This is a genomic window from Methylobacterium sp. J-001 (assembly GCF_022829565.1).
GTDB lineage: Bacteria > Pseudomonadota > Alphaproteobacteria > Rhizobiales > Beijerinckiaceae > Methylobacterium.
Window position 1 is genome coordinate 1 of record NZ_JAKSYN010000130.1, and the last position, 26,842, is coordinate 26,842.

Below are 26,842 nucleotides of genomic sequence, written 5' to 3' on the forward strand. Positions count from 1 at the left end.
GGAGATCACGGCGCGGGTGGAGGAGAACGTCCAGACGTTCCAGCAGATCGTGGCCTCGACCAACCAGCAGCAGCTCGGGATCGAGCAGGTGATGGGCGCGCTGCAGAACATCCGCCAGGCCAGCCAGCAGACGGCGGCCGGCACCCGCGAGGTCGAGACCGCCTCGGCCAACCTCACCGAACTCGCCCAGGCCCTCATGGCCCTGGCCGAACGCTACCGGCACTGAGGGCGGGCGCCGCCTTGGCCGTCGATATTCGCCAGCTCCTGCTCGCGGCCTTCGAGGTCGAGCACCGCGAGCACATCACGGCGATCCGGGCCGCGCTCGGGAGCGCGACGCCGGACTGGAACGACGTGTTCCGCCGCGCCCACAGCCTGAAGGGCGCCGCCCGCGCCGTCGACCTGCCGCCCGTGGAAGCCGTCGCCCACCGGCTGGAGACGCTGTTCGAGCGGGTCCGTACCGGCGCCCAGGCCCTCGATCGCGCCGCCGCCAACGCCGTCCAGCTCGCCCTCGACCGGATCGAGACCTACGTGTCCGGCCTTCAGGACGGCGCGGGGCCGGACATGCCCGCCGACGCCCTGTCGGCCCTCGGGCAATGCCTCGGCCTGCCCGGGGAGGCTCCCGAACCCGCACCAGCCCCGGCCGCCCCTGAGCCCCCTGCGCGTCGCGTCGCTCCCCCCGCCCCGTCCGCCTCAGCGCCGCCCGCTCCAGCCGCCTCCGCCCCGGCCCTGCCTTCCGAGCCTGCCGAATCCGGCGCTGCGATCCTGCGCGTGCCCGGGGAGGCCGTGGAGGCCCTGGCCCGGGCGAGCCACGACCTGACCAGCACCCTGGCGGCCCAGGCCCCCGCCGCCGAGGGTCTGGCGCGCCTCGCCCGCCTCGCCCGGGATCTGCGTGTCGGCGCCGAGGCACTGGCCGATAAATTCGAGGCGGAACGACCGGACTTGCGGGCGCTGGCGGCGCGTCTCGGCGGCTTCGCCCGGGATGCCGCGGAGCTGTCCCGGCGCCAGGCCGCCGCCACCAGCGCGGTTGAGGGCGCGGCGTTCCGCGTCCGTGCCGAAGCCGAGCGCCTCGCCCTGGTGCCGGCCGAGACCGTCCTCGGCCCCCTCGCCCGCTCGATCCGCGAGACCGCCCGGGAGCAGGGCCGCGACGTCGATCTCGACCTGCGCGGCCTCGACCTGCCGGTGGAGCGCGGCCTGCTCCAGGCCCTGAAGGATCCGCTGCTGCACGCCCTGCGCAACGCCCTGAGCCACGGCTGGCAGGGCCCGGAGATCCGCCGCGCCGCCGGCAAGCCCGAGGCCCTGGCGCTCGGGCTGGAGGTCGCGGTGCGCGGTGCGCGCCTTCAGGTCACCGTCCACGATGACGGGCCGGGTCCGGACCTTGCCCGGATCGAGGACACCGCCCGGGACCGGGGGCTGCTGTCCCCCGGGGAGGCCGCCGATCCCGAGACCCTGCTGCGCCTCGTGTTCGAGCCCGGCTTCTCCACCGCGGAGGCGGTCGATACCCTGTCGGGGCGCGGCTACGGCCTGTCGGTCGCGGCGGATGCGGCGCGCCAGCTTCAGGGCAGCGTCCGCCTGGAGCCGCGCCAGCCCGCCGGCACCGCCCTGGTCTTCAGCCTGCCGCTCTCGGCGGCCCGGCGTAGCCTGCTGCTGGTCGAATCGGCCGGGCGTACCTACGCCCTGCCGGGCGGCGCGGTGGAGCGCCTGCTGCGCCTCGACCGTGCGGAATTGCCCCTCGCCCTGGGCCGCACCATGGTCCGGATCGGCGCGGGCGAGGCGGCCACCAACCACCCGGTCACCGATCTCGCTGCGATCCTGGGACAGGCGCAGGATTCCGCCGGTCAGGACCCGACGATCCTGACGGCGGTGCTGCTCCGGGCCGGCGGCGGCCGGCTGGCGCTGGGGGTCGATCGCCTGCACGATGTCCGCGCGCTCCTGGTCCTGCCCGCCCCGGCCTTCGGGGCCGATCCCGGCCTGATCGCCGGCACGGCAGTGCTGCCCGGCGACGTACCCGTACTGGTTCTCGACCCCGAGGGCCTCGCCGCCCGGGCCGCGACATCGGCGGGCTTGTCGCCCGGAACGATGGCGCAGGCTCCACGTTCGACGACCGCACCCCGTGCCGCCGCGCGGGCGACCATCCTGGTCGTCGACGATTCGATCACCACCCGGACCTTGGAGAAGGGCATCTTGGAAGCCGCCGGCTACCGCGTGGTCGTCTGCGTCGACGGTCAGGACGCCCTCGACCGGCTGCGTGCCGAGATCGAGCCCATCAATCTCGTGCTCGCCGACGTGGAGATGCCGCGCCTCGACGGATTCGGCCTGCTGAAGGCGCTCCGCGCCGACACCCGCTTCGCCCGGCTGCCGACGATCCTGATGACTTCGCGCGGGGATGAGGCCGACGTGGCCCGCGGCCTCGACCTCGGGGCCGACGCCTACCTGACCAAGCAGACCTTCGACCAGCGCCAGCTGCTCGACACGATCGGACAGCTGCTATGACGCCCGTCCGGGTCATGCTTGTCGAAGACAGCCTCGTGGTGCGCGAGCTGCTGCGCTACATCGTGTCGCGCGATCCCCGGCTGGAGCTGGTCGCCGCCGTGGCCTCCGGCGAGGAGGCGCTGTCGAGCCTCCAGGCAGTGCGGCCCGACGTGATCTCGATGGATATCCGCCTGCCCGGCATCGACGGTCTGGAGACCACCCGCCGGATCATGGCCGAGCACCCGACGCCGATCGTCGTGGTCGCCGACGCGGTGGAGGATTCCTCACTGCGGATCTCCATGAACGCGCTGCGCGCCGGCGCCCTTTCGGTGGTCGAGAAGCCCGTGGCCACGACCCATGCCGGCTACGAGGCGGTGGCGGGCGAGATCTGCACGCAATTGCGGATCATGGCCCAGGTCCCGGTGATCCGACGCCGGCCGATCGGCACCGAATGGGCCGGTCGGACCAGCGCCGCCTCCTTCGCACCCCCCGCCGATCCGATCGGGCAGGCCCCGAGCCTTCTGGCGATCGGGGCGTCCACGGGCGGCCCGCCGGCGCTCGCCCGGGTGATCGGCGCACTCCCCAAAACCTTTCCGCTGCCGGTGCTGGTGGTCCAGCATATGGGCGCGGCCTTCATGGAGGGGTTCGCGAACTGGCTCGACAGTGTCGTCGCCCTGCCGGTTTCCCTGGCCCAGGACGGCGAGCGGGCCGAACCCGGCCGGGTCTACGTGGCGCCGGGCGATCGCCACCTGGAAATCGGCTCCGGCCGGGTGATGCGGGTGGTCGCGACCGAGGCCGTCTCCGGCCAGCGCCCGGCCGCCACGGTGCTGTTCCGCTCGCTGGCGCGCCAGGTCGGCGCCTCGGGGATCGGCGTGCTGCTCACCGGGATGGGCGAGGACGGCGCCGTCGGGCTGGCCGATATGCACCGGGCCGGCGCCCAGACCGTGGCCGAGCACGAGAGCACCGCGGTGGTCTACGGCATGCCGGCGGCGGCGGTGCGGCTCGGCGCTGCCCGGTCGGTCCTCCCCCTCGACCGGATCGGCGATCACGTCCTGCGGCTGGCCGATCCCGGGGCCCGGCCGTGAGCCGGAGCGAGGCCGGCGCCCAGGACGGGCCCGCCCGGATCCTGCTGGTCGAGGATTCCGAGACGCAGGCCCTGGAACTGCGCCTCCTTCTGGAGGCCCACGGCTTTGCGGTGGAGCGCTGCCCCTCGGCCGAGGCCGCCCTCGACCATCTCAATCGCAGCCAGCCCGACCTCGTCGTGGCCGATTACCACCTGCCCGGCATGGACGGCGACGAGCTGATCCGCCAGATGCGCCTGTCCCTGCGCACGCGGGCCCTGCCGGTGCTGATGCTCACCGGCGGCGGTGGCGGCGAGCGGAAGGGCCTGGAGAGCGGCGCCGACGCTTACCTGCCGAAATCCGCCGACCGCGACCTGATGATCCTGCGCATCCGCGCCCTGCTGCGCGAGCGCCGGCCCGCCGCCGACGGCGAGGGGCCCGGGGCCGCCGCCTTCCGACGCGGGCGGATCCTGGTGATCGACGGCAGCCTCACCTACCGGACCTTCCTAGCGGGCCTGCTCGGACAGGAGGGCCACCACGTCGCCACCGCCGACGGGCCGGAGGCCGCGCTCAAGGCCCTCGACGGGGTCGGCGAGGACGCGTTCGACTGCGTGACCATCGACCTGCTCGGCCACGCCTATGACGGGCTGACCCTATGCCGGGCGATCAGCCAGCGCCGCTCCGGCCAGGCGGCCGGCGCCGGCTTCCATCTCGTGGGCATTGCCGGCAGCGACCCGGCCAAGGATTTTCTGGTCGAGGCCTTCGCGGCCGGCGCCGACGACGTGGTCTCCAAGACCGATGCCGAGGTGCTGGCCCTGCGGGTGCGCGGCTTCGTCCGCCGCCGCCTGCTGGAGGAGGATGACCGCCGCATCGCTGGTCAGTTCGGCGAGCGCGAGCGGGCGGTGGAGCGTGCCCGCGCCGAGGCCGAGGCTTCCGAGGCCCGCGCCCGTCTCGCCGACGCCCTGGAGCGGGCCAACCGCGACCTCGCCGAAGCCAACCGCCAGATCACCGAGGCCCAGGCCAAGCTGGTCCAGGCCGCCAAGATGGCCTCGCTCGGCGAGCTGGTCGCCGGCATCGCCCACGAGATCAACAACCCCCTGGCCTTCATCCTGGCCCACCAGGGCACGGTCGAGCGGCTGCTCAACGAATTGCCCACCGCGGCCCCGGAGGCCGCCGCCCGCGCCATCGACAAGGCCCGCCAGCGGGTCGGCTCGATGCGGATGGGGCTGACCCGGATCCAGGACCTCGTGCTCAACCTGCGCAAGTTCTCGCGCCTCGACGAGGGCGAGCGGGCGCTCGTCAACGTGCCCGAGGCGATCGAGACCGTGCTGGCCCTGATCCAGCACAAGCTCGGCGATCGGATCGCCGTGGAGCGCAGCTTCGCCGGCCGCCCCGAGATCCACTGCACCCCCGCACTGCTCAACCAGGTGGTGATGAACATCCTCGGCAACGCCGCCGACGCCATGCCGGGGGGCGGCATAATCCGGATCGATACCCTCTCGAACCCCGAGATCGACGAGATCCGGATTAGCGATACTGGTCCTGGCATCCCGGAAGATCTGCGTGAGAAGATCTTTGAGCCATTCTTCACGACAAAGCCCGTGGGTTCAGGCACCGGCTTGGGTCTTGCGATTGCCTACAGCGTCGTTCAGGCGCATAGCGGCTCGCTCACCGTGGAGGCGGCGCCAGACGGGGGAGCCTGCTTCGTGATCGGCATTCCGCGGCAGGCGGCCAGCGCATGAGTGAAGGCACGGCAGTTCGAGCATTCTCCTCCGCGATGGACACCGGTTCGGTGACGGATACGCATTCACAGAACGATCACGGGGCGGGGTTCGACAACCCGCGTGGGACGATCCTGGCCGTCGACGACGAGCCGGATATCCTGATCGCCCTGGAGGACCTCTTCGAGGACTCCTACCGGGTGTTGACGACCTCGAACCCATCCGAGGCGCTCGAGATCCTGCACGCCGAGCCCGACATCGCGGTGGTGCTCTCCGACCAGCGCATGCCCGGCCTCACCGGCGACGCACTGCTCGCCGAGGCCCGGGCTTTCCACGACGCCCAGGCGATCCTGCTCACCGGCTACGCCGACATCACCGCGGTGATCGCCGCCCTCAACCGCGGCGGCATCGTCGGCTACGTCACCAAGCCCTGGGACGCGAGCCTGCTGCTCTCCACGGTCCGGCAGGCCTTCGAGCGCCACCGCCTGGGCCGCGACCTCGCGACCGAGCGAGCGCTGCTGCGCGGCCTGCTCGACCACGCCCAGGACGCCATCAGCTTCAAGGACGCGGACGGGCGGTTCGTGCGGCTCAACGCCCGCAAGGCGACGCTGCTCGGCCGGGACGTCTTCAGCTGCCTCGGGCAGCGCGAGGGCGACCTCCTCGGCGCGAAGGGCGGTGCGGTGACCGAGGCGGATGCCGCCGCGATCCGCGCCGGCAAGGTCGCCGAGAGCCTGATCAGCGAGGGCCCGGTCGGCGCCGAGCTCTGGAGCCACGTGACCCGGGTACCGATCCGCGACGCCGGCGGCGCGGTCAGCCACCTCGCGGCGATCGAGCGGGACGTCACCGAGCAGCGGACCCTGGAGGCGCGGCTGCGCCAATCCGACAAGATGCAGGCGCTCGGCACCCTGGCCGGCGGCATCGCGCATGATTTCAACAACCTGCTGACCGCAATCCTCGGCAGCCTGGAACTTGCCGCCCCGAAGGTGGCCGACCAGCCGCGGGTGCAGCGCCTGATCGAGAACGCCCGCGGGGCCGCCGAACGCGGCGCCTCCCTGACCAAGCGCCTCCTGAGCTTCAGCCGCGCCCACGACCTCCAGGCGCGGGCCACGGACGTCAACGCGCTGATCGCCGGGATGAGCGACCTGTTCGGCCGCAGCCTGGGCGGGCTGGTGACCGTCCGCACCGAACTGACCGAGGGCCTGCTCGCCGTCCAGGTCGACCCGGACCAGCTCGAGCTCGCCGTACTCAACCTGTGCATCAACGCCCGGGACGCGATGCTGGACGGCGGCACGATCACAATCGCCACCCGGCGCCTCGACATCGCCGGCGATCCCGAGATTGCCGACGGCTCCTATCTCGGCGTCAGCGTCACCGACGAGGGCACCGGCATCCCCGACGAGATCCTGCGCCGGGTCTGCGAGCCGTTCTTCACCACCAAGGCGGTGGGCCAGGGCACGGGCTTGGGGCTCGCCATGGTGTTCGGCCTCGCCCAGCAATCGAAGGGCCGGCTTGCTATCGAGAGCGAGGTCGGTCGGGGCACCCGGGTCGAGCTCGCCCTCCCCTTCGCGACCGAGCTGCCGGAGCAGGCGGCCCGCGCGCAAGGCGAGACCCCGGTGGCGTCCCGGTCTGCGCGGATCCTGGTGGTCGACGATGACCCGCAGGTCCGGCACGTCACCGCCTCGTTCCTCACGGGCTTCGGCCACCAGGCCACCGAGGCCGGCGATGGCGAGGCTGCGCTCCAGTCGTTCGCCCCCGGCCGCTTCGACCTGATCGTCGCCGATCTCGCCATGCCGGGGATGAGCGGCATCGAGCTTGCCGCCGAGATCCGCGACCGCGATCCCAGCCTGCCGGTGCTGATCCTCACCGGCCACGCCGAGGCGATGCAGATCCCGGACGACCTGCCGGTGCTGACCAAGCCCTTCCGCTCCGCCGACCTGGCGAACCGGGTCTCGGCGCTGCTGGACCGGGTGGGAGGAAGCTGAATCGTCATTGCGAGCGCAGCGAAGCAACCCAGTGATCCGCACCATTTGGGGATCGCGCGCTGCCCTGGATTGCTTCGCTGCGCTCGCAATGACGGGGTTGGACGCGCGACGTGGTGCGAGAGCTGAAACCTCGGAGCCTCTGCCCGCCGTTCTTATAGGGTAGCTGCATCCCGGGCGAACGCGGGATCCATTTTTTCGGGAACCACTCCGTTGCCGGCTCATTGACTCGCTCCGGAGCATCCAGGCTCCGGATTACGAACTGGAGGCGAACCATGAGCAATCACGGTATCTTCCCAGGCAGGCGGCGCGATGCCGACCCGGATCAGGACGATCCGCCCAACAGGAATCAGCAGGGATAGGGGTTTCGGAGCAGCGCGGTCGAGTTCCAGGTCAGGCCGACACCGACCGTCAGGGCGAGTTCCCGCAACGCAACGAAACGTGGACCCTGCTTCAGGCCCGCCAGCGCAAGCCGGCGGGTTCTTTTTTGGGCTGGTCGGGCGCACGAAAAAGCCGCCCCGGATGACCCGGGACGGCTTTTGTCGATCAGGCCGGTGGAGCTTGAGCTCAGGCCGCCTCGGCGATCTCGACCTGGCCGGAATCCTTGCCGCGGGCCTCGACGTCGCGATCGACGAACTCGATCACGGCCAGCGGGGCGTTGTCGCCCTTGCGGAAGCCGGCCTTCATGATGCGGCAATAGCCGCCCGGGCGACCCGCGTAGCGCGGGCCGAGCACGGCGAAGAGCTTCTTGACCATGTCGGCATCGCGCAGCTGCGCCATGGCGAGACGGCGGGTGTGGACGCTGTCGATGCGGCCGAGCGTGATCAGCTTCTCGACCACGGGACGCAGATCCTTGGCCTTCGGCAGGGTGGTGACGATCTGCTCGTGCTTCAGCAGGGCGACCGACATGTTGGCGAACATCGCCTTGCGGTGCTCAGCCGTGCGGTTGAAGCGGCGACCGCGATAACCGTGACGCATGGTTCTGGCTTCCTTCTCTTCTCGGCCGCCGTGCCACGGTACGGCCGGGCGCCCCAACAGCGGGGCCATTCATTCCGCATAACCCCGCGGCGGGATTTCTTGGGACTTCGCGTCGTGCCCGCGAAGTCCCGGATCCGGATCGGCCAAGCAGATGGCGCCGATTAGCGCCGTCACATCTGGTCCGAGGCGGCTTCGCCTCAGTAATGCTCTTCGAAGCGCTTCGCGAGATCTTCGATGTTCTCCGGCGGCCAGCCGGGGATGTCCATCCCGAGGTGCAGACCCATGCCGGCCAGCACTTCCTTGATCTCGTTGAGCGACTTGCGGCCGAAGTTCGGGGTCCGCAGCATCTCGCCCTCGGACTTCTGGATCAGGTCGCCGATATAGACGATGTTGTCGTTCTTCAGGCAGTTCGCCGAACGGACCGACAGCTCCAGCTCGTCGACCTTCTTGAGCAGCGCCGGGTTGAAGGGCAGCTGCGGCGCGAGCGGCGCGGCCTCTTCCTTGCGCGGATCCTCGAAGTTCACGAAGACCTGCAGCTGGTCCTGGATGATGCGCGCGGCGTAGGCCAGCGCATCCTCCGGGCCCACGGCGCCGTTGGTCTCGATCGTCATCGTCAGCTTGTCCTTGTCGAGATCCTGGCCCTCACGGGTGGTCTCGACGCGGTAGCTGACCTTGGTCACCGGGGAGAACAGCGAATCCACCGGGATCAGGCCGATCGGCGCGTCCTCGGGGCGGTTGCGCTCGGCCGGGACGTAGCCCTTACCGGTGGCGACCGTGAACTCCATGCGGATCTCGGCGCCGTCGTCCAGCGTGCAGATCACCAGCTCCGGGTTCAGGATCTGGATGTCGCCGACCGTGCCGATGTCGCCGGCAGTGACGGTGCCGGGGCCGGTCTTGCGCAGGGTCATGCGCTTGGGCGCATCGGTCTGCGACCGGATCGCGATCGTCTTGATGTTCAGGACGATGTCGGTGACGTCCTCGCGGACGCCCGGGATCGAGGAGAACTCGTGCAGCACGCCGTCGATCTGCACCGAGGTCACGGCCGCGCCCTGGAGCGAGGACAGGAGCACACGCCGCAGGGCGTTGCCCAGGGTGGTGCCGAAGCCGCGCTCAAGCGGCTCGGCCACGACCGTGGCGACCCGCTTCGGGTCGTCGCCGGTCGAGACCTGCAGCTTGTTCGGCTTGATCAGTTCCTGCCAGTTCTTCTGAATGACCACGATCCTACCTCTCGTCCATGCTCGGGATCCGCGACGCCCGTCCCCGCGCTTCGGCCGTCCGGCGCCGCCCCCTGGCGCCCCGAACGGTCCCTGAATTCAAAACGCTCGTTATTCGCCGCCGACCCAGAGGGCCGGCACGAAGCTGTAGCCTGCCCCGTCCCGGTCCACGTAGCCCAGGGCCGGAAATTCCAGGTGTGCGCCCGCGATGAAGGATCGCTCGCTCGCCACCTCGTCCATGATGGCCTTGCGCGTCGCCCGCGCCTGATCCCCATCGACGTCGAATCCGACACCCGCCTCCGGGTTCTTGAACTGGATCGCTGGCAGGTGCACCACGTCCGTCCACATCAGGAGCGACTGTCCACCGGAGACGATGCGGAAACCGCAATGCCCCGGGGTGTGTCCCGGCAGGTGGACCGCCGTGATGCCCGGCAGCACTTCGCCGCCCCGATGCTCACGCATCCGCTTGGCATAGGGCGCCACCGCCTTGCGGGCGCCCTCGAAATACGGCTTAGCTGCGTCCGGCGCCCGAGAGAGCGCCTCGTCCGGCAGCCAATGCGCCGCCTCGTCGGCATGCACCACGATCTCGGCGTTCGGGAAGCGGGCCGCCCCGTTCGACACCAGGCCGCCGACGTGGTCGGGGTGCAGGTGCGTGACCAGGACGGTCTCGATCTCCTCCGGCTTCACGCCGGTGACCGCGAGGGCTGCGCCGGCCCGACCGAGGGTCTCGGCCGGCGCACTCTCGCCGTAGCCCGTATCGATCAGCACCGGCTTGCGGCCGGCGCCGGTGATCAGGAAGGCATTCAGCGTGATCTTGGGCTGCTCGGTGCGGAAGCCCGCGACCTGCAGCTTGCCGGCTTCGTCCTTCGAGATCCCCGTGACGAGATCGAGGCTGGCCTGAAACCAGCCGTCGTTGAGCGCGGTGACCGTGAGGTCGCCGAGGTTCCAACGCAGCACGCCCGGAAGCGGCTTCGATCCCGTCATGAGCTTCTCCGTCAAACCGTTCAGTTCAGACCCGACGACGCTTGCGCGGACGGCAGCCGTTGTGCGGGATCGAGGTCACGTCGCGAATCGAGGTAACCGTGAAGCCGGCGGCCTGGAGGGCGCGCAGGGCCGACTCACGACCGGAACCCGGGCCGGACACCTCGACCTCGAGGGTGCGCATGCCGTGCTCGGAGGCCTTGCGGGCGGCGTCCTCAGCGGCGACCTGCGCAGCGTACGGCGTGGACTTGCGCGAGCCCTTGAAGCCCATCGCGCCAGCGGACGACCACGAGATCGTGTTGCCCTGCGCGTCCGTGATGGTGATCATCGTGTTGTTGAACGAGGCGTTCACGTGGGCGACGCCCGACACGATGTTCTTGCGTTCGCGCCGGCGGACGCGTTGCGGTTCCTTGGCCATTATCGTCTCACTCTTCCTTCAAGCGCGCCCGTAATTCCAGGCGCTCGGGATTCTTTTTGGGACTGGGCCGGCGCGCCCGTGCAGGGCGGTCGAGCCTGCGTTGGGATCCTTGCGGGACACCAGCGCCACGGAGGGAAGGCCGCGCGAGGCACGGCCTTCCAAAGTCAAAAATTACTTCTTCTTGCCGGCGATCGGCTTCGCCTTGCCCTTTCGGGTGCGGGCGTTGGTGTGGGTGCGCTGACCGCGGACCGGCAGCTGCTTGCGGTGACGCAGGCCGCGATAGGCGCCGAGATCCATCAGGCGCTTGATGTTCATCGAGACTTCGCGGCGCAGGTCGCCCTCGACCACGTAATCGCGGTCGATCGTCTCGCGGATCTGGAGCACCTCGGCGTCGGTGAGCTGGTTCACCCGGCGCTCGGCGGGGATGTTCACCTTCGTGGTGATCTCCTCGGCCTTCTTGGCGCCGATGCCGTGGATGTACTGCAGCGCGATGACGACGCGCTTGTTGGTCGGGATGTTGACGCCTGCGATACGTGCCATGATCACGCTCCATATGAGGCCCGGAAACCGGGCGGTGCTCGCGCGCGTCCGGTGGAGGCCGGCCCCTGCGCGCGCCAAACGACAACGTGGCCCGGGGGCGGCCCTGGACAGGGCACCTCGGACCAGCGATCGATTGGACGAAGGACGGCCTGCTAGCGTGCGCAGGGCGATATGTCAACGACCCGTGAACGATCGGCCGCGCCGCCATGCGTCGCGTGCGGCCCTGACTGCGGTCCTTTTAGGAGCACAGATGTCGGTTCTCACCAGCGACGGCGCCACGCTACGGGCTTTCGCCGATTCGGTCCTCCGGGCGGCCGAGGAGAATGCCGAGGAGGTGGTTCCGGTGATCCTCGCGGTGACGGGCGGGACCCTCACCGAGGCCGAGCCCGGATCGATCGCTCTGCAGGCCGAGGATGACGGCCCCGGCCTGCTCTGGGCCACCTTCGCCGGCCGCCGGATGGTGTTCCGCTACAACGTCTCGACCGCGATGGTCGAGCTGCGCGACGGCCGCACCGACGGCAATCCCTTCCGCCTCTTCGGCCGCCGGGCGCTGTCGATGGATGTGGTGAATTTCTTTGGGGCGCTGCGGGCCGAGCGGCGATCGGAGCGATGAAGGGGCTGCCTCAGCGGAAGCGCTGGCTCTGGTATCGGCAATAGCCGCCCATATTCTGGTAGCCAGCAGGGCAATGGCGGACGCAGGCTCCCGCAGCGAATTTGAGCGGCGGCCGACATGCGTTCCGGAACCGCTTTTCGCGATACACGAAGGACTGTGCCGGGCTCTGCGCCGCCACCGGAAGCGGAGGCAAAGCCATGGCGACGAGGAGCAGGCTTACGGGGATGCGAAGGATGGTCATCAGGGCTTCCGGTCGGGTTTGCCCCTCAACCGACGACCTGGGCATAGGTTCACCGATCCGTCCGGTCATGCCGGAGTACGGCGTGCCCGCGCCGCACTCCCCATTTCATGACACCGATGCGCGTCTTCCTGTCGGCTGTGATCCGACCGGCAGGCGGATGACGGCTCCCGTCCGTCGATCCGACCGACACGTCCGTTAAGCGGAGCCCGGTTGCCCGTAGGGCTCGTGGCCCGCTCGGCGTATCGATCCCCCGCATCAGGCGTCATCCACCTGCATCCTGGATCGTATCCGTCTCGTCCGGCGCTCGAGCGCAGTCGATAACCGCCGACAAGCTGCCTGATCGCGGCCGGCCGGCGATGGTATCAGGACTCGACGCGTTCCGCGTGCGGCTCCAGCAGCCCCATGATCTCAGCCGTGACGGTGTCGATCGGCTGCATGCCGTCCACCGTATGGAGCAGGCCGGTCTTGGCGTAATAGTCGGAGAGCGGCGCCGTCTGGGCGCGGTAGGCCTCCAGGCGCTGCTTGAACACCTCGGGGGTGTCGTCCTTGCGCACCGCCTGGCCGCGGGCCTGGGTCTCGGCGGCCCGCTTCTCGATGCGCCCGACCAGTGCGTTCTCGTCGACCTTGAACTCGATCACCGCGTCGAGGTCCATGCCCTTGCCGGCCAGCATGGTGCTGAGCGCTTCGGCCTGCGCGACCGTCCGGGGGAAGCCGTCGAGGATGAAGCCGCTTTTCGCGTCGGGCTCCTCGATCCGGTCAGCGACGATGCCGACCACGATCCGGTCGGAGACCAGACCGCCGGATTCCATCACGGCCTTGGCCTCCAGGCCGACCGGCGTGCCGGCGGCGACCGCGGCGCGCAACATGTCGCCCGTGGACAGCTGCGGGATGCCGAAGCGCTGTACGATCCGCTCGGATTGGGTCCCCTTCCCCGCGCCGGGGGGACCGAGCAGAATGATGCGCATGGCGTTGTCCTCGTCCGGCCCGACTCTCTACGGGCCCAAGCGGCGGGTGGCGAAGCCTCCCCGGCATCGCCCGTCTCGGGATTTTCTAGACGGTCCTGGGCCAGGAGGCACCCGGACCTATGGGTCAGAGGCGGGAACGACGGTGGCTTCGTTCCGCCTCTGTAACAGGATCAGCGCCGGCGTTGCGTGGTCGAGGCGCCACGCAGCTTGGCCTTCTTCACGAGGCCCTCGTATTGGTGGGCCATCAGGTGACCGTGGATCTGGGCAACCGTATCCATCGTCACCGACACCACGATCAGCAGCGAGGTGCCGCCGAAACCGAGGCTTGCCGAGGCGTAGGACGACAGGATTTCCGGGCAGAGGCAGACCAGGGTCAGATACAGGGCGCCGATCACGGTGATCCGGGTCAGCACCTTGTCGATGAAGGCCGCGGTGCGCTCGCCCGGGCGGATGCCCGGGATGAAGCCGCCGTGCTTCTTCAAATTGTCCGCCGTCTCCTGCGGATTGAACACCACCGCCGTGTAGAAGAACGTGAAGAAGATGATCAGCGCCGCGTAGAGCGCCATGAACAGAGGCGTACCGTGGCCGAGATAGGCCGTCACCGTGCCGAGCCAGCCGGTGCTTCCACCGTTGGCGGAGAAGCTCGCGGCCGTCGCCGGCAGGAGCAGCAACGACGACGCGAAGATCGGCGGGATGACGCCCGAGGTGTTGAGCTTGAGCGGCAGGAACGAGGTCTGACCCTCGTACATGCGGTTGCCGACCTGGCGCTTCGGGTAGTTGATCAGGAGACGGCGCTGGGCGCGCTCCATGAACACGATGAAGTAGACCAGCACGACGGCCGCCACGGCGACGCCGAGGATGATGATCGGCGAGAGCGCGCCGGTGCGGCCCAGCTCGAGGGCGCCCGCGATCGCGACCGGGAGGTGGGCGACGATGCCGGCGAAGATGATCAGCGAGGAGCCGTTGCCGATACCCCGCGAGGTGATCTGCTCACCGACCCACATGAGGAACAGGGTACCGCCGGTGAGCGTGATCACCGTCGAGGCCAGGAAGAACGGGCCCGGATCGATGGCCGCCGACGAGCTCTGCAGCCCGATCGCGATGCCCCAGGACTGCACCAGCGCCAGCACCACCGTGAGGTAGCGGGTGTACTGGTTGATGACCTTGCGCCCGGACTCGCCCTCCTTCTTCAGCGCCTCCAGGCTCGGGATCACCGAGGTGAGCAGCTGAACGATGATCGAGGCCGAGATGTACGGCATGATGTTGAGGGCGAAGATCGCCATGCGCTCGACGGCACCGCCGGAGAACATGTTGAACAGCCCAAGCACGCCGCCAGCCTGCTGCTGGAAGTTGCGGGCGAACTGCTCCGGATCGATGCCGGGAATCGGGATGTAGGTGCCCAGCCGGAACACCACGAGGGCGCCCAAGGTGAACCAGATGCGCTTCTTCAGCTCATCGGCCTTGGCGATCGCCCCGAAGTTGAGGTTGGCGGCAAGCTGCTCGGCTGCTGAGGCCATAAGCGTCGCGTCCTGGGAATGTCGCCGGGCCAAGCGTGCCCGGATGAAATGAAAACGGCGGCCCGCGTGGTCGCAGGGCCGCCGCTCGGAGGATCGGCTTAAAGACTCCGCGGGGCCCGTGCAACGGGACCCCGCGTCGCTCTCCCGCCGGCCGTCAGGCCGTGGCCTCGGCAGTCGAACCGCCGCGGTGCGAAACACCGGTCGCAAACGCGACGGTGACCGAGCCACCGACCTTCTCGACCGCCTCGATGGCGGACTTGGAGGCGCGGGTGACCTCGAAGCTGAGCTTTGCGGTCAGCTCGCCGACACCGAGCAGCTTCACGCCGTCGCGGGGACGGGCGATGATACCGGCAGCCACCAAGCTTTCGATCGTGACGGTCGCAGCCTTGTCAAGCTTGCCGGCGTCCAACGCCTCCTGGATCCGGCCGAGGTTCACCTCGTTCAGGTCCTGGGCATAGAGGTTGTTGAAGCCGCGCTTCGGCAGACGCCGATGCAGTGGCATCTGACCGCCCTCGAAGCCCTTGATGGACACGCCGGTCCGGGCCTTCTGACCCTTCACGCCGCGGCCGGCCGTCTTGCCCTTGCCGGAGCCGATGCCCCGACCGACACGCATCCGATTCTTGGTTGCGCCGGGATTGTCGCTGATCTCGTTGAGCTTCATCGGTGCCTCCTCACGCCACGTCGCCGTGGACGCGCACGAGGTGCGCAACCTTGCGGATCATGCCGCGCACGGAGGGGGTATCCTCCAGCTCGGACACGCGGTGGAGCTTGTTGAGCTTAAGGCCGATCAGCGTCTGGCGCTGGCTGGCCTCCTGGCGGATCGGCGAGCCGATCTGCTCGATACGGACGGTCTTCTGTGCCATCGGACCCTCCCTTACGCGACCGCAGCTTCGGACTGGTCGGCCGGATCGGCGTCCCGGCGACGGGCCTGGAGGCTCGACACCTTGATGCCGCGGCGGGCCGCCACGGAGCGCGGGCTGTCCTCGTTCTTGAGCGCCTCGAAGGTGGCGCGCACGAGGTTGTAGGGGTTGGACGAGCCGAGCGACTTCGCGACGACGTCCTGCATGCCGAGCGTCTCGAACACGGCGCGCATCGGGCCGCCGGCGATGATGCCGGTACCCTGCGGAGCCGCGCGGAGGATCACCTTGCCGGCGCCGTGGCGGCCGTTGACGTCGTGGTGCAGGGTCCGACCCTCACGCAGCGACACCCGGATCAGGCCACGCTTGGCCGCCTCGGTGGCCTTGCGGATCGCCTCAGGCACCTCACGGGCCTTGCCGTGGCCGAAGCCGACGCGGCCCTTCTGGTCGCCGACGACGACGAGGGCTGCGAAGCCGAAGCGACGGCCACCCTTCACCACCTTGGCGACGCGGTTGATGTGGACGAGCTTGTCCACGAATTCGCTGTCGCGCTCCTCGCGCTCGTCGCGGCGGCCGCGGCCCCCGCCTTCCCGTTCACGTGCCATGTTGTCTAACCTATCTCACTAGCGCGGATCCTCGGATCCGCTCGCTCGATTCCCCTCGCCGGAAACGGGAGGGAATGGCCGCGCGGGTATCAGGCCGCGCGGAGAGAGTTCCTTAGAACTCCAGGCCACCCTCGCGGGCGGCTTCGGCGACGGCCGCGACGCGGCCGTGGTAGATGTAGCCGGAGCGGTCGAAGATCACCTTCGTGACGCCGGCGGCCTTGGCGCGCTCGGCCACCAGCTTGCCCACCGCCTTGGCGGCGGCGACATCGGCGCCGGTCTTGAGTTCACCCTTGAGCGCCTTGTCGATCGACGAGGCGGCGGCCAGCGTCTTGCCGGCGACGTCGTCGATGACCTGCACGTAGATCTGCTTCGACGAGCGGAACACCGAGAGCCGCGGACGGCCATTGGCGGCCGCCCGCAGCGCGCGACGGACGCGCGCCTTGCGGCGATCGAGGGCTTCGAGCTTGCGAGACATGATGCCCTCCTTACTTCTTCTTGCCTTCCTTGCGGAAGATGAACTCGCCCGCGTACTTCACGCCCTTGCCCTTGTAGGGCTCGGGTCCGCGGTAATCGCGGATCTCGGCGGCGACCTGACCGACCTGCTGGCGGTTGATCCCGGTGATCGTGATCTCGGTGGGCTTCGGGGTAACGATCGTGATCCCGGCGGGGATCGCGTATTCGATGTCGTGGCTGTAGCCGAGCGACAGCTTGAGGGCCTTGCCGGCCATCGCCGCACGATAGCCGACGCCCGTGATCTCGAGCTTCTTCTCGAAGCCCTTCGACACGCCTTCGGCGATGTTGGCGATCTGCGCCCGCGACGTGCCCCAAAGGGAGCGCGCGGGCTTGGACTGGTTGATTGGCTGGACTTCGATGGCGCCGTCCTTCATCGCCACGCTGACCAGCGCGGGAACGTCGAACTGCAGCTCGCCCTTCGAGCCCTTCATCTTCACCGTCTGACCGGTGACGGTGGCGGTGACGCCGGCCGGCACGGGAACGGGCTTTTTACCTACGCGAGACATGGGATAACCTCCTCCGTCCCGATCAGAATACGGTGCAGAGCACTTCACCGCCGACGTTGCGCTCGCGCGCCTCGTGGTCGGCCATGACGCCCTGCGGGGTGGAGACGATGGTGACGCCCAGGCCGTCGGCCACGTGCGGCAGATCACCGACAGACGAGTAGACCCGACGGCCGGGCTTCGACACGCGCTTGATCTCGCGGATCACCGGGCGACCGTCGTAGTACTTGAGCTCGATGGCGAACTCGGTGCGGCCGTTGCCCAGGTCGGTCGCCGCGTAATCGCGGATGTAGCCCTCGGACTTCAGCACGTTCAGGACGTTGGCGCGCAGGCGCGAGCCGGGCGTCTGAACGACGTTGCGACGGCGCAGCTGGCCGTTGCGGATACGGGTGAGCATGTCACCCACGGGATCGTTGACCATGGGGACCTCCTTACCAGCTCGACTTGACCAGGCCGGGGATCAGGCCCCGGTTGCCAAGCTCCCGCAGCGCGATGCGCGAGATGCCCATCTTACGGTAGAACGCGCGCGGACGGCCGGTCATGCCGCACCGGTTCCGGATGCGGGTGGCGGACGAGTTGCGCGGCAGTTCCGCGAGCTTGAGGCGCGCTTCAAAGCGCTCCTCCATCTCGAGGGTGTCGTTGTTGGCGATCTCGAGGAGCGCCTTCCGCTTGGCCGCGAAACGCTTCACCAGCGTCTTGCGGGCCTCATTCTTCTCGACTGAGCTTTTCTTCGACATGTGGTCTATCTCCGGTGTCCGCGTATGAGGCGCGAAGGCCTCACTGCCGGAACGGGAACTGGAAGGCGGCGAGCAGGGCCTTGGCCTCGGCATCGGTCTTGGCGCTGGTCGCCACGACGATGTCCATGCCCCACATCTGCTCGGCCTTGTCGTAGGAGATCTCCGGGAACACGAGGTGCTCCTTGAGACCGAGGGCGTAATTGCCCCGCCCGTCGAACGAGCGCGGGTTCAGGCCGCGGAAATCGCGGACGCGCGGGAGCGCGATCGTGATCAGGCGATCCATGAACTCGTACATGCGCTGCTTGCGCAGCGTCACCTTGCAGCCGATCGGCATGCCTTCGCGGACCTTGAAGGTCGCGATGGCCTTGCGGGCCCGGGTAATCACCGGCTTCTGACCGGCGATGAGCGCCAAGTCGCCTGCCGCCACGGTCGCCTTCTTGGAGTCCGCCGTGGACTCGCCGACGCCCATGTTGATGACGATCTTCTCGATCTGCGGGACCTGCATCGGGTTCTTGTACCCGAATTCCTCGATCAGCTTCTGGCGCACGACTTCGTCGTAGTGCTTGCGCAGGCGCGGGGTGTAGGCGTTCTTGTCGGCCTCAGCCATCGATCTGATCCCCCGTGCTCTTGGCGAATCGGACCTTGCGCCCGTCTTCGAGGATGCGGAAACCTACGCGGGTCGGCTTGCCGTTGGCATCGGCGACCGCGATGTTCGAGAGTTGGATGGCGGCCTCCTTGGAGATGATCCCGCCTTCCTGGTTCTGGGTCTGCTTCTGGTGCTTCTTGACCAGGTTGATGCCGCGCACGAAAGCCCGGCCTTCCTTCGGCAGAACCTGAATGACTTCGCCCGAGCGACCGGAGTCGCGACCGGTGAGTACGACGACCTTGTCGCCCTTCTTGATCTTGGCTGCCATCACAGCACCTCCGGCGCCAGCGAGATGATCTTCATGTGGTTGCGCGCGCGCAGTTCGCGCGGCACCGGTCCGAAGATGCGGGTGCCGATCGGCTCCTTCTGATTGTTGATCAGGACCGCAGCGTTCTTGTCGAAGCGGATCACCGACCCGTCGACGCGCTTCACGGCCTTGGCCGTGCGAACGACGACCGCCTTCATGACGTCGCCCTTCTTGACGCGACCGCGCGGGATCGCCTCCTTGACCGACACGACGATCACATCGCCAACGCCGGCATACTTGCGCTTCGACCCGCCGAGAACTTTGATGCACATCACACGGCGTGCACCAGAGTTGTCGGCGACGTCCAGATTCGTCTGCATCTGGATCACGTGCGTGACTCCTTGTTTCAGGCGGGTTTCCGCACGCGGGCGGTATTGCCCGGCGGACGACGCCTGATGGGGATCTGATGTCCCCGGCTCATGGTATAGACCGCGCTTGCGGCGTCAGAAGACGTCGGCGCGGTCACCGCGTTCAGAGGGTGCGAGCACCCATCGAAATGTCGCGAAGGCCGGGCGGATACTACGGGTAAGCCCGGAAGGCAAGCCGATCGCGGCAAATTCGCCGGCACGGCCGGGAGCTGCTCGAGCGATTCGGGTCGGGTGCCGCACGGCATCCCGGCGTGGCCGCGGGAGTGTTCAGCGACGCGGACGCGTCGAGGCGCCGGCTTGTGTCGCCGTCGCATGCGCGCGGCGGCGAGACTGGTCGAAGATGCGGCCGGATGGGCGAGGCAACAGTGCAGCCATGTCCGCCGTGCAGTCCGGCGCGGCGGGGAGGTGTCCGGGACGGCTCAGGTGCTCAGAACGGCTGGCCGGCTGATTCGAACAGGAAATCGTCGAGGCTCGGGATCGTCACGGCGCCGCCGAAGGCCGGCTTCGACAGGCGCCACGGGCGTTCGGACCGCGCGCGAATCGCTTCGGAGGGGCGCAGCCGTCGCATGCCGCCGTCCTCGGTGACCTCCTCGATGGTGAGAAAGCCGTAGACCTGCAGGCGCGAAGCGGTGAGCTTCATCTCGCGATCGCCGGCAGCGACGATCATGCTGCCGGTGGCGTAGACCGCGTCCATCAGCGCGCGCTGCTCGCTGCGACGGCGGTTCCGGGCATCCCGCTCGCCTGCCGCGGAGGCGGGGGCGATCCGCCGAAAGGGGACGACGTTGCTGACCGCGACGCAACCCATACGCAACATCCTCGACGCGCACTGAGGCTGGCCCGGAGGCCGCCCGACGACCGGGACATTTCGACGGTTCGCTTTAATCTTCCGTAGACCGTGATCCCGGGCCCCTGCCCCGATCCGGCACGTTGCTGGCTGGGCACGCCCTTGGGGATGGTCGCGCCGTGCCCGCGACGACCCATCCGAATCGCATAGAGACGAGGACGGGGGTCTGTCAGGCCCTGCCCGCGCGCGGCAGGCGACGCTGCTTGGCCACCAGCGCGGCGAGCCGATCGACGAGCAGGCAGAGGCATCCGTAGACGGCGCCGACAAACAAGAAGATCTCGGCGGGATAGACCATGGCGCGGTTGTTCACCTGGGTCGCCACGAAGGAGAGTTCGGGTACGCCGATCACGTAGGCGAGCGCGGTGTCCTTGATCAGCACGGTCCACTGGTTGACGAAGGACGGCGCCATGGCCGGCAGCGCCCGGGGCAGGATGATGACCCGCAGGATCTGCCAGCGGCCGAAGCCCAGCGCCAGGCCGGCCTCCCACTGACCGCGGCCGATGCTCTCGATCCCGGCCGCCACCGCGTAGGACAGGTAGGCGCCGCCCACCAGCGACAGGGCCGTCACCACGGTCCCGGTCTCCGGGATGGCGAATCCGAACAGGACCGGCAGCAGGAAGTAGCTCCAGAAGATCAGCATCACGATCGGCACGGCCCGGAACAGCCCGAGGCCCAGGGTCAGAGCGCGCCGTGTCCGGCCGCCGCTCATCGCCAGCGCGATCCCGAGGACGAGCCCCAGGAAAGCCGAAGCGATCCCCGAGGCGACCGACAGAATCATCGTCAGCATCAGTCCGCCGACCGGGCCGCCTGGCCAGGCGCCGGCCAGCAGGTAGCCGAGATTGTCGGTGATGACGGAAACATTCACCGGCCGGCGGCCCCCGCCGGGTCCCGCCGTGCGACGGCCTGGCCGGCCGCCTCCACTGCCGCGACGGCCCCGACATACAGGAGCGTGGCGATGCCGAAGGCCTGGAAGGCCAGGAAGGTCTCGGTTTCCACCTCCCGCGCGGCATAGGACAGCTCGGCCAGGCCGATGGTCATGGTCAGCGACGTGTTCTTGATGGTGTGGAGGTACTGGCCGACCATCGGCAGCCAGGCGATTCGCAGCGCCAGCGGCAGGGCGATGTGGCGGAACACCTGGAGGTCGGTCAGGCCGAGCGCGAGCGCAGCCTCCCGCTGCGCGGGCCGGATGCCGTTGAGCCCGGCGCGGCATTCCTCGGCGATATAGGCGGCGGTGTAGAGCGTCAGGCCGAAGAAGCCGGCCAGTGTCTCGTAGGCGGGCCACGTCAGGGCGGCCGGCCCCAGGGGCAGGCCATGCGGGCTGTTCAGCCAGGCGGTGAGCGGGGCCGGCATCAGCGCGGCGGCGCCGAAATACCAGAAGAACAGCTGCACCAGCAGCGGCGTGTTGCGGATGAGGCCCACGAACGCCGCAGTCCCCGCTTCCAAGAACCGGCTCCCCGTTTCCCGCAGGCAGCAGAGGGCGAGGCCGAGCGCCGTCCCGGCCAAGCACACGGAAGCCGACAGGGCCAGGGCGACCCCAAAACCCTGCAGCAGCCAGATCAGGTAGCGCGGCGCCAGGAGATCGCCGAAGAGACTCATCGGGCGCCTAGCCGTGGTCGCCGATCCGGAACAGGCGCGGCAGCGGCTGGGGCGTGTTGGGGCCGAACCAGCGGTCGTAGATCGCCGCCGCCTTGCCGCGGGCTTCCAGCTCCCGGAGGGTGTCGTTCACGAGGTCGCGGAGCCGGGTCTCGCCCTTCGGGATGCCGGCGCCGATATAGTCGTTCGAGATCGAGAAGGCCGGAATCTCGTAGGTCTCCTTGTCCGGGACCTTCGCCAGCAAGCCCACAAGCTTCGATCCGTCCTGCGTGATCGCCTGGACGGTGCCGTTGCGCAGGGCCGCGAAGGCGAACGGCGTATCGTCGAAGGCCACCACGGTCGCCTTCGCGAAGTCGCGGCGCAGGACGATCTCGTTGGTGGTGCCCTTGTCGGCGCCGATGCGCAGGCCGCTCAGCTGGTCGGGCGACGTGAGCGTGCCCTTCTTGGCGAGGAATTGCTGGCCGGAGGCGAAATACGGGATGCTGAAGTCGAGCTGCTTGGCCCGCTCCTCCGTGATGGTGAAGTTCGCCAGCACCAGATCGACCTTGCCGGAGGTCAGGAGCGGGATGCGATTCGCGGGATTGGTCGGCCGCAGCTCGAGCGTCACGCCGATCTTGTCGGCAATCGCCTGGGCGTAATCGACATCGAGCCCGGCGAGCTGCTTGGTGTTCGGATCGACGAAGCCGAAGGGCGGATTGCTGTCGAAGGTCGCGACCCGCAGCACGCCGGCCTTCTTGATGTCGTCGAGCCGATCGGCCTGCGCGGCCCCGACGGAGAGGAGTGTTGCCAGGGCGAAAGTCAGTAGGCGACGCACAGATATCTCCAGGTGTTGAGGGTTCTCACGTATCGCGGCGGGTCGAGACCGGCCGCACGAATCATGATTTCGGGATCGCTCGGACCGGCCCCCGTGTCCTCTCCAGGCCGAAGGCACGGAGTTGGCACTTCGAAGCGGTGCAGTCCTCGGGATTGCGCGTCGCCAATCCGATGGGGTCGAGACGAAGTTGGCGGTCGACCCTCAGGGCGTTGAGGCTACGGCGATCCATGAGAACCGGCGAAGGCCAGGCTTCGGATCAAGGGCAAATCCAAACGTCGCAGACATAAGGGTTCCAGAACGAAGGCCCGCGATTCGCAACTGAAGAAAATCAGTCCTTCGGCGCATCTCTAAAGAGCTACCTGGAACTTTGCGAGTCTCACAAAGATGATGGCGTATCAGCGCTGGAGCAATCAACAGCATCCCGTTCTGTTTCTCAGCGGTCAGGAAGAAGAAGCTCGGCACGAAGCTTGGCGTTGGGCGGAGGTTATTTCGGTGCCCTCGATCAGCCGGTCGCAACCGCTACGGCTTCGCGTCATGCGCGACACGGGTGGCGATGTCGGGCGTGGCCTGAAACAAAGGCGCGATCAGCGTCGGCTGTGTTGGAAGCCGCGCTCCAGCCAAGGTAGCATCGGCGCCAGGGCGCGGGACTCGTCCCGCGGCGGTCTTTGCCCCACGCCGCGTCCCGGATAAAAGGCCGGCCATCGCCAGCTTCACGGTACGCGGGGCGGCTCAATCGGTCCGCACGTGACGGGACGTTAACCTGTCGCGCGGCGCAGTTTTCTGCCGGGACCGCATTGACCTGCGGGTTAACCGAGGCTAGAAGCGCGCCACTTCGGACGGCCATTGGCTGCCGACGGTCCTCAGGTTTCACCTTGAGCGCCGCCATCGCCCCGAGCGATCCGAAGGCTCAAATCGCCTGACGCTCTAAGTCAGATCCGTAGGTACGAGCGCGTTCGTTTCGGGCGTGCTCCTCTGCCCACACCGCGCCGAGGGTCTGTGACAGGACCTCCGGCGCATATTCGTTTTGCGGATTGCCCTCGGCAATCCGACCAAGGTGACCGAGGAAGAGGGCACAGGATGCCGACGATCAACCAGCTGATCGCCCAGCCGCGGAAGATCCAGCGGAGCCGCAACAAGGTTCCGGCGCTTGACGCTTGCCCGCAGAAGCGCGGCGTCTGCACCCGGGTCTACACGACGACCCCGAAGAAGCCGAACTCGGCCCTTCGTAAGGTCGCCAAGGTCCGTCTGACCAATGGCTTTGAGGTGATCGGCTACATCCCGGGCGAGGGTCACAACCTCCAGGAGCACTCGGTCGTCATGATCCGCGGCGGCCGCGTCAAGGATCTGCCGGGTGTGCGCTACCACATCCTGCGCGGCGTGCTCGACACGCAGGGCGTGAAGAACCGCAAGCAGCGCCGGTCCAAGTACGGCGCCAAGCGGCCGAAGTAAGATCGCCGGCCGGAGTTTATCCGGTCGCGCCAAGGCCTTTCCACGGCCTCGTAAGGATGTCGCCGGCTTCATCAAGAGAGCCAAGGCGGCCTGCGCGAGGTGCTTAAGAACTACTCGTTTGAGAGTTTAAGAGATGTCCCGTCGTCACTCTGCCGAGAAGCGTGAGATCATCCCGGACCCGAAGTACGGGGACGTGGTGCTGACGAAGTTCATGAACTCGATCATGTACGAGGGCAAGAAGTCGACCGCCGAGCGGATCGTCTACGGTGCCTTCGACATCGTCGAGAACCGCGCCCGGGCCAACCCGATCGAGGTCTTCCGCGCTGCGCTCGACAACGTCGCCCCGATGATCGAGGTCCGCTCCCGCCGCGTCGGCGGTGCGACCTACCAGGTCCCTGTCGAGGTTCGGACCGAGCGCCGCCAGGCCCTCGCCATCCGTTGGCTGATCCAGGCCGCCCGGTCGCGCAACGACCGCACCATGATCGAGCGGCTCTCCGCTGAACTGCTCGACGCCGCGAACAACCGCGGCAACGCCGTCAAGAAGCGGGAAGATACGCACCGGATGGCGGAAGCCAACCGCGCCTTCTCGCACTACCGCTGGTAAGCGGTTCCGCCGTCTCTCAGGAGCAATCCGATGCCCCGCACGCACGCGATCGAGGACTACCGCAACTTCGGCATCATGGCCCACATTGATGCCGGGAAGACCACGACCACGGAGCGGATCCTCTACTACACCGGAAAGTCGCACAAGATCGGCGAAGTCCATGACGGCGCTGCCACCATGGACTGGATGGAGCAGGAGCAGGAGCGCGGCATCACGATCACGTCCGCCGCGACGACGTGCTTCTGGCGCGAGAAGCGCCTGAACATCATCGACACCCCCGGCCACGTCGACTTCACCATCGAGGTCGAGCGTTCCCTGCGCGTGCTCGACGGCGCGGTCTGCGTGCTCGACGGCAACCAGGGCGTCGAGCCCCAGACCGAAACGGTCTGGCGTCAGGCCGACAAGTATGACGTGCCGCGCGTCGTGTTCGTCAACAAGATGGACAAGATCGGCGCCGACTTCTTCAAGTGCGTCGCCGACATCATCGATCGCGTCGCCGGCAAGCCCGTTTGCCTGCAGCTGCCGATCGGCTCGGAGTCGAACTTCAAGGGTGTGATCGACCTCATCAAGATGAAGGCGATCGTCTGGTCCGGCGAGACGCTGGGCGCCGACTTCTCCGAGGTCGAGATCCCCGAGGACCTCAAGGACCAGGCCGTCGAGTATCGCGGCAAGCTGGTCGAGGCCTGCGTCGAGCTCGATGACGAGGCCATGATGGCCTATCTCGACGGCACCGAGCCGGATGCCGCCACGATGCACAAGCTCGTGCGCCGGGCCGTGCAGCTGCGCGCCTTCCATCCGGTGCTCTGCGGCTCGGCCTTCAAGAACAAGGGCGTGCAGCCCCTGCTCGACGCGGTGGTGGATTACCTCCCCTCCCCGGCCGATCGCGGCGACGTCGAAGGCATCGACTTCAAGACCGAGGAGCCGGTGGTCCGTCACCCGACGGATTCCGATCCCTTCTCCATGCTCGCCTTCAAGATCATGGACGATCCCCACGTCGGCACGATCACGTTCTGCCGCGTGTATTCGGGCAAGATCGAGTCGGGCGCCAACGTCATCAACTCGACGCGCGACAAGAAGGAGCGCGTCGGCCGCATGCTCCTGATGCACGCCAATAACCGTGAGGACGTCAAGGAAGCCTTCGCGGGCGACATCGTCGCCCTCGCCGGCCTCAAGGACACCCGCACCGGCGACACCCTGTGCGATCCGCAGAAGGCCGTGATCCTCGAGCGCATGGAGTTTCCGGAGCCGGTCATCGAGATCGCCGTCGAGCCGAAGTCGAAGGCCGATCAGGAGAAGCTCGGCATCGCGCTCGCCAAGCTCGCCGCCGAGGATCCGTCCTTCCGGGTCTCCACGGACCAGGAATCCGGCCAGACCATCCTGAAGGGGATGGGCGAGCTGCACCTGGACATCAAGGTCGACATCCTGCGCCGCACCTACAAGGTCGACGCGAATATCGGCCAGCCGCAGGTGGCCTACCGCGAGAAACTGACCCGTCGTCAGGAGATCGACTACACCCACAAGAAGCAGACCGGCGGTACCGGCCAGTTCGCTCGGGTGAAGTTCATCGTCGAGCCGAACGAGCCGGGTGCGGGCTTCTTGTTCGAGTCGAAGATCGTCGGCGGCGCGGTGCCGAAGGAGTACATCCCGGGCGTCGAGAAGGGCCTCAACTCGGTCCTGGGCGCCGGCATCCTGGCGGGCTTCCCGGTGGTCGACGTCAAGGTCGAGCTCATCGACGGTGCCTACCACGACGTCGACTCGTCGGCGCTGGCCTTCGAGATCGCCTCCCGCGCTGCCTTCCGTGAGGCGCTGCAGAAGGGCGGCTCGGTTCTGCTCGAGCCGGTGATGAAGGTCGAGGTCGTCTCACCGGAAGAGTATACCGGCTCGGTCATCGGCGACCTGAACTCCCGCCGCGGCCAGATCCAGGGCCAGGACATGCGCGGCAACGCCAACGTCATCAACGCGATGGTGCCGCTGGCCAACATGTTCGGCTACGTGAACAACCTGCGCTCCATGTCGCAGGGCCGGGCGAACTTCACCATGCAGTTCGACCACTACGAAGAGGTGCCGCGCGGCGAGGCCGACAAGGTCATCGCCAAGTACGCCTAAGGCTACACGCCTAGGCATCTCTTCATCCGCAACACGATTTCGAATTTAGGAGGCTCTGATGGGCAAGGAAAAGTTCTCCCGCACCAAGCCGCACTGCAACATCGGCACGATCGGTCACGTCGACCACGGCAAGACGTCGCTGACGGCGGCGATCACGAAGGTTTTGGCGGAGACGGGCGGGGCGACGTTCACGGCCTAC

The 26,842-nt window shown here is 68.2% G+C and carries 31 protein-coding genes and 1 pseudogene; 10 read left to right on the forward strand and 22 right to left on the reverse strand.

All coding sequences use genetic code 11. The annotated features are described in order from the left end of the window. The 5 genes and pseudogenes from MKK65_RS14980 to MKK65_RS15000 all read left to right on the forward strand — a co-directional run. A pseudogene (locus MKK65_RS14980) lies at positions 1-226 on the forward strand (chemotaxis protein); the annotation flags it as partial. Positions 227-240: 14 nt separating this feature from the next. After that, positions 241-2,490: a response regulator gene (locus MKK65_RS14985; RefSeq protein WP_243958584.1), complete on the forward strand. Its 2,250-nt coding sequence runs from the start codon at positions 241-243 to the stop codon at positions 2,488-2,490. Then, complete coding sequence (gene cheB / locus MKK65_RS14990; protein WP_243958586.1) at positions 2,487-3,554, forward strand: chemotaxis-specific protein-glutamate methyltransferase CheB; 1,068 nt, start codon at positions 2,487-2,489, stop codon at positions 3,552-3,554. Before MKK65_RS14985 ends, cheB begins: the two co-directional genes overlap by 4 nt. After that, positions 3,551-5,272, forward strand: a complete 1,722-nt coding sequence (locus MKK65_RS14995; RefSeq protein WP_243958587.1) for a response regulator — start codon at positions 3,551-3,553, stop codon at positions 5,270-5,272. Before cheB ends, MKK65_RS14995 begins: the two co-directional genes overlap by 4 nt. Before the next feature lie 35 nt (positions 5,273-5,307). Then, positions 5,308-7,233, forward strand: coding sequence for a response regulator (locus MKK65_RS15000; RefSeq protein ID WP_409565433.1), 1,926 nt, complete (start codon positions 5,308-5,310; stop codon positions 7,231-7,233). Between the two features lie 564 nt (positions 7,234-7,797). Here the strand turns inward: MKK65_RS15000 and rplQ are convergent. From rplQ to rpsM, 5 genes are all read right to left on the reverse strand, one after another. Then, the gene (gene rplQ / locus MKK65_RS15005; protein WP_058192226.1) at positions 7,798-8,208 is read right to left on the reverse strand and encodes a 50S ribosomal protein L17; all 411 of its coding nucleotides are present in this window, start codon (positions 8,206-8,208) and stop codon (positions 7,798-7,800) included. A 197-nt stretch (positions 8,209-8,405) separates the two neighbouring features. Beyond that, the gene (locus tag MKK65_RS15010) at positions 8,406-9,425 is read right to left on the reverse strand and encodes a DNA-directed RNA polymerase subunit alpha (protein WP_007557610.1); all 1,020 of its coding nucleotides are present in this window, start codon (positions 9,423-9,425) and stop codon (positions 8,406-8,408) included. 108 nt (positions 9,426-9,533) lie between these two features. Beyond that, entirely contained in the window at positions 9,534-10,406 is an 873-nt protein-coding gene (locus tag MKK65_RS15015) for an MBL fold metallo-hydrolase (RefSeq protein WP_243958589.1), read from the reverse strand. Between the two features lie 25 nt (positions 10,407-10,431). Then, positions 10,432-10,821, reverse strand: coding sequence for a 30S ribosomal protein S11 (gene rpsK, locus MKK65_RS15020; RefSeq protein WP_007557606.1), 390 nt, complete (start codon positions 10,819-10,821; stop codon positions 10,432-10,434). A 171-nt stretch (positions 10,822-10,992) separates the two neighbouring features. Next, positions 10,993-11,361 carry a 30S ribosomal protein S13 gene (gene rpsM, locus MKK65_RS15025; RefSeq protein WP_058192228.1) on the reverse strand — a complete coding sequence of 123 codons (369 nt, stop codon included), beginning with the start codon at positions 11,359-11,361 and terminating at the stop codon, positions 10,993-10,995. Between the two features lie 250 nt (positions 11,362-11,611). Here rpsM and MKK65_RS15030 point away from each other — a divergent pair, with 250 nt between their 5' ends. Next, complete coding sequence (locus MKK65_RS15030) at positions 11,612-11,974, forward strand: hypothetical protein (RefSeq protein WP_243958590.1); 363 nt, start codon at positions 11,612-11,614, stop codon at positions 11,972-11,974. Positions 11,975-11,984: 10 nt separating this feature from the next. Here the strand turns inward: MKK65_RS15030 and MKK65_RS15035 are convergent, their stop codons facing one another. From MKK65_RS15035 to MKK65_RS15115, 17 genes are all read right to left on the reverse strand, one after another. Then, positions 11,985-12,215 (reverse strand): hypothetical protein, encoded by a 231-nt coding sequence (locus MKK65_RS15035; RefSeq protein ID WP_243958591.1) that lies wholly within the window; start codon positions 12,213-12,215, stop codon positions 11,985-11,987. 362 nt (positions 12,216-12,577) lie between these two features. Then, on the reverse strand, positions 12,578-13,180 hold the full coding sequence (locus MKK65_RS15040) for an adenylate kinase (protein ID WP_243958592.1): 603 nt from the start codon (positions 13,178-13,180) through the stop codon (positions 12,578-12,580). A gap of 170 nt (positions 13,181-13,350) precedes the next feature. After that, the gene (secY, locus tag MKK65_RS15045) at positions 13,351-14,697 is read right to left on the reverse strand and encodes a preprotein translocase subunit SecY (RefSeq protein ID WP_058192231.1); all 1,347 of its coding nucleotides are present in this window, start codon (positions 14,695-14,697) and stop codon (positions 13,351-13,353) included. Between the two features lie 154 nt (positions 14,698-14,851). Then, positions 14,852-15,358 carry a 50S ribosomal protein L15 gene (gene rplO, locus MKK65_RS15050; RefSeq protein WP_058192232.1) on the reverse strand — a complete coding sequence of 169 codons (507 nt, stop codon included), beginning with the start codon at positions 15,356-15,358 and terminating at the stop codon, positions 14,852-14,854. Positions 15,359-15,368: 10 nt separating this feature from the next. Beyond that, a complete protein-coding gene (gene rpmD, locus MKK65_RS15055) occupies positions 15,369-15,560 on the reverse strand; it encodes a 50S ribosomal protein L30 (protein ID WP_007557591.1) in 192 nt (63 codons plus the stop codon). 11 nt (positions 15,561-15,571) lie between these two features. Next, positions 15,572-16,159, reverse strand: coding sequence for a 30S ribosomal protein S5 (rpsE, locus tag MKK65_RS15060; RefSeq protein ID WP_007557588.1), 588 nt, complete (start codon positions 16,157-16,159; stop codon positions 15,572-15,574). Between the two features lie 112 nt (positions 16,160-16,271). Continuing rightward, complete coding sequence (gene rplR, locus MKK65_RS15065) at positions 16,272-16,634, reverse strand: 50S ribosomal protein L18 (protein WP_010686176.1); 363 nt, start codon at positions 16,632-16,634, stop codon at positions 16,272-16,274. Positions 16,635-16,644: 10 nt separating this feature from the next. After that, on the reverse strand, positions 16,645-17,178 hold the full coding sequence (gene rplF, locus MKK65_RS15070) for a 50S ribosomal protein L6 (RefSeq protein WP_058192233.1): 534 nt from the start codon (positions 17,176-17,178) through the stop codon (positions 16,645-16,647). Positions 17,179-17,200: 22 nt separating this feature from the next. Beyond that, positions 17,201-17,596: a 30S ribosomal protein S8 gene (gene rpsH / locus MKK65_RS15075; RefSeq protein ID WP_007557585.1), complete on the reverse strand. Its 396-nt coding sequence runs from the start codon at positions 17,594-17,596 to the stop codon at positions 17,201-17,203. Positions 17,597-17,606: 10 nt separating this feature from the next. Then, a complete protein-coding gene (gene rpsN, locus MKK65_RS15080; RefSeq protein WP_058192234.1) occupies positions 17,607-17,912 on the reverse strand; it encodes a 30S ribosomal protein S14 in 306 nt (101 codons plus the stop codon). Between the two features lie 40 nt (positions 17,913-17,952). Next, positions 17,953-18,519: a 50S ribosomal protein L5 gene (gene rplE / locus MKK65_RS15085; RefSeq protein WP_007557583.1), complete on the reverse strand. Its 567-nt coding sequence runs from the start codon at positions 18,517-18,519 to the stop codon at positions 17,953-17,955. Further along, a complete protein-coding gene (gene rplX / locus MKK65_RS15090) occupies positions 18,512-18,826 on the reverse strand; it encodes a 50S ribosomal protein L24 (RefSeq protein WP_007557581.1) in 315 nt (104 codons plus the stop codon). Before rplX ends, rplE begins: the two co-directional genes overlap by 8 nt. After that, complete coding sequence (gene rplN, locus MKK65_RS15095; RefSeq protein WP_007557579.1) at positions 18,826-19,194, reverse strand: 50S ribosomal protein L14; 369 nt, start codon at positions 19,192-19,194, stop codon at positions 18,826-18,828. The genes rplX and rplN overlap by 1 nt, the downstream gene beginning before the upstream one ends. A gap of 466 nt (positions 19,195-19,660) precedes the next feature. Beyond that, positions 19,661-20,038 carry a hypothetical protein gene (locus MKK65_RS15100; protein WP_058192235.1) on the reverse strand — a complete coding sequence of 126 codons (378 nt, stop codon included), beginning with the start codon at positions 20,036-20,038 and terminating at the stop codon, positions 19,661-19,663. Positions 20,039-20,246: 208 nt separating this feature from the next. After that, complete coding sequence (locus MKK65_RS15105; protein ID WP_243958593.1) at positions 20,247-20,942, reverse strand: amino acid ABC transporter permease; 696 nt, start codon at positions 20,940-20,942, stop codon at positions 20,247-20,249. After that, positions 20,939-21,673: an amino acid ABC transporter permease gene (locus MKK65_RS15110; protein WP_243958594.1), complete on the reverse strand. Its 735-nt coding sequence runs from the start codon at positions 21,671-21,673 to the stop codon at positions 20,939-20,941. The genes MKK65_RS15105 and MKK65_RS15110 overlap by 4 nt, the downstream gene beginning before the upstream one ends. 7 nt (positions 21,674-21,680) lie before the next feature. Next, positions 21,681-22,484 (reverse strand): ABC transporter substrate-binding protein, encoded by an 804-nt coding sequence (locus MKK65_RS15115; protein WP_243958596.1) that lies wholly within the window; start codon positions 22,482-22,484, stop codon positions 21,681-21,683. Positions 22,485-23,561: 1,077 nt separating this feature from the next. On the opposite strand from MKK65_RS15115, the gene rpsL reads away from it, so the two are divergent. The 4 genes from rpsL to MKK65_RS15135 all read left to right on the forward strand — a co-directional run. Then, on the forward strand, positions 23,562-23,933 hold the full coding sequence (gene rpsL / locus MKK65_RS15120; RefSeq protein ID WP_007557568.1) for a 30S ribosomal protein S12: 372 nt from the start codon (positions 23,562-23,564) through the stop codon (positions 23,931-23,933). A 133-nt stretch (positions 23,934-24,066) separates the two neighbouring features. Then, entirely contained in the window at positions 24,067-24,537 is a 471-nt protein-coding gene (gene rpsG, locus MKK65_RS15125; protein ID WP_007557567.1) for a 30S ribosomal protein S7, read from the forward strand. A gap of 30 nt (positions 24,538-24,567) precedes the next feature. Continuing rightward, positions 24,568-26,643 carry an elongation factor G gene (gene fusA / locus MKK65_RS15130; RefSeq protein ID WP_058192238.1) on the forward strand — a complete coding sequence of 692 codons (2,076 nt, stop codon included), beginning with the start codon at positions 24,568-24,570 and terminating at the stop codon, positions 26,641-26,643. 58 nt (positions 26,644-26,701) lie between these two features. Further along, positions 26,702-26,842 (forward strand): GTP-binding protein (locus MKK65_RS15135; protein WP_243958598.1); only part of this gene is annotated, 141 nt, incomplete at its 3' end.